This is a genomic window from Microbacterium sp. zg.Y909 (genome assembly GCF_024626565.1).
The window spans coordinates 1-1,381 of record NZ_JANJFJ010000650.1; the positions used below are offsets into that span (position 1 = coordinate 1).

General features: G+C 71.6%; 2 protein-coding genes. Both read right to left on the reverse strand.

Annotated features, from left to right (window positions below; genetic code table 11):
* The coding region (locus NQ160_RS23785; RefSeq protein ID WP_257517452.1) for a Mur ligase domain-containing protein at positions 1–905 on the reverse strand (905 nt) is incomplete at its 3' end.
* Between the two features lie 53 nt (positions 906–958).
* Positions 959–1,381 (reverse strand): UDP-N-acetylglucosamine--N-acetylmuramyl-(pentapeptide) pyrophosphoryl-undecaprenol N-acetylglucosamine transferase (locus NQ160_RS23790; RefSeq protein WP_306854151.1); only part of this gene is annotated, 423 nt, incomplete at its 5' end.

The following is a 1,381-nucleotide window of genomic DNA, read 5'->3' on the forward strand; positions in this document are numbered from 1 at the left end:
CCGTAGCCGAGGGTGAGCAGCACCGCCACGGCGCCCGCGGCGTTGATCGCGTTGTGGGCGCCGGGGACCGTCAGTCGCCCCTCGACCGAGACGCCGTCGTGGGTGATCGTGAAGGCGACGGGCCCTTCGGCGACGATGCCGGTGACCCGGACATCCGCCTGCGGGTGCTCACCGAACGTGATGACGTTCGGGTGCGCCAGCCTGGCCCGCACGCGCTGCGCGCCAGGGTCGTCGGACGAGATCACGACCGCCTCGCGCGCCTCGTCGCCGAAGCGGGCGAACCCTTCGTAGAACGCGTCGCGGGTCGCCCAGTGGTCGAGGTGGTCGGGGTCGACGTTGGTGATGAGGGCGACCGACGTGTCGTAGAGCAGGAACGTGCCGTCGGACTCGTCGGCCTCGATCACGAACAGCTCGTCGGCACCCGTGCCGCTCGAGACGCCGAGATCGGCGATCACACCGCCGTTGACGAACGTCGGGTCGGCATCCAGCTGCTGCAGCGCCGTGACGATCATGCCGGTCGACGTCGTCTTGCCGTGGGCGCCGGCGACCGAGACGAGCCGGCGCGAGCCGATCAGCCAGTGCAGCGCCTGCGAGCGGTGGATGACGTGCAGTCCGCGCTGCTTCGCGAGCACGAACTCGGGGTTCTCAGGCCAGATCGCACCGGTGTGCACGACCGTGTCGACGTCGTCGCCGAGGTTGGCGGCGTCGTGACCGACGTGCACGGTGGCGCCGCGCGCCGCCAGGGCCCGAAGCGCCGGGCTGTCGGCACGGTCGGAACCCGAGACGCGGATGCCGCGGTCGAGGAACATCCCCGCGAGTCCGGACATGCCGGAGCCGCCGATGCCGATGAAGTGCGCGGCGGTGATGTCGTCGGGGATGGGAAGGCTCAGGTCGGGTCGGATCATGGCCCGACAAGTCTAGGTCGGGTGCCGTGAAGGACAGCTGTGCGGCGCGCCCGTCAGCGAGCGAGCGCGGCGTCGATCATGGCGATGACGTCCTCGGTGCCGGTGCGGCTGCCGACGGATGCCGCCGCCTCCCGCATGGCCCGCAGCGCGTCGTCATCCTGCAGCAGCGGCACGATCTCGTCGCGCACCCGCCCGGCGGTGAACTCCCCGTCGGGGATGAGCCGCGCCGCTCCCGCACGCACGGCCGACGCGGCGTTGAGGGCCTGTTCGCCGTTGCCGACGGCGTACGGCACGTAGACGGCCGGGATGCCGAGGGCGCTGATCTCACTCACCGTCGCCGCACCCGCGCGCGAGACGACGACATCGGCGATCGCGAACGCGAGGTCCATGCGGTCGATGTAGGGCAGCAGCGCGTAGCCGGGGGCGCCGGGGTCCTGCAGCTCGTTCTTCTCCCCTGCCGCCTGCAGCAGCTGCCA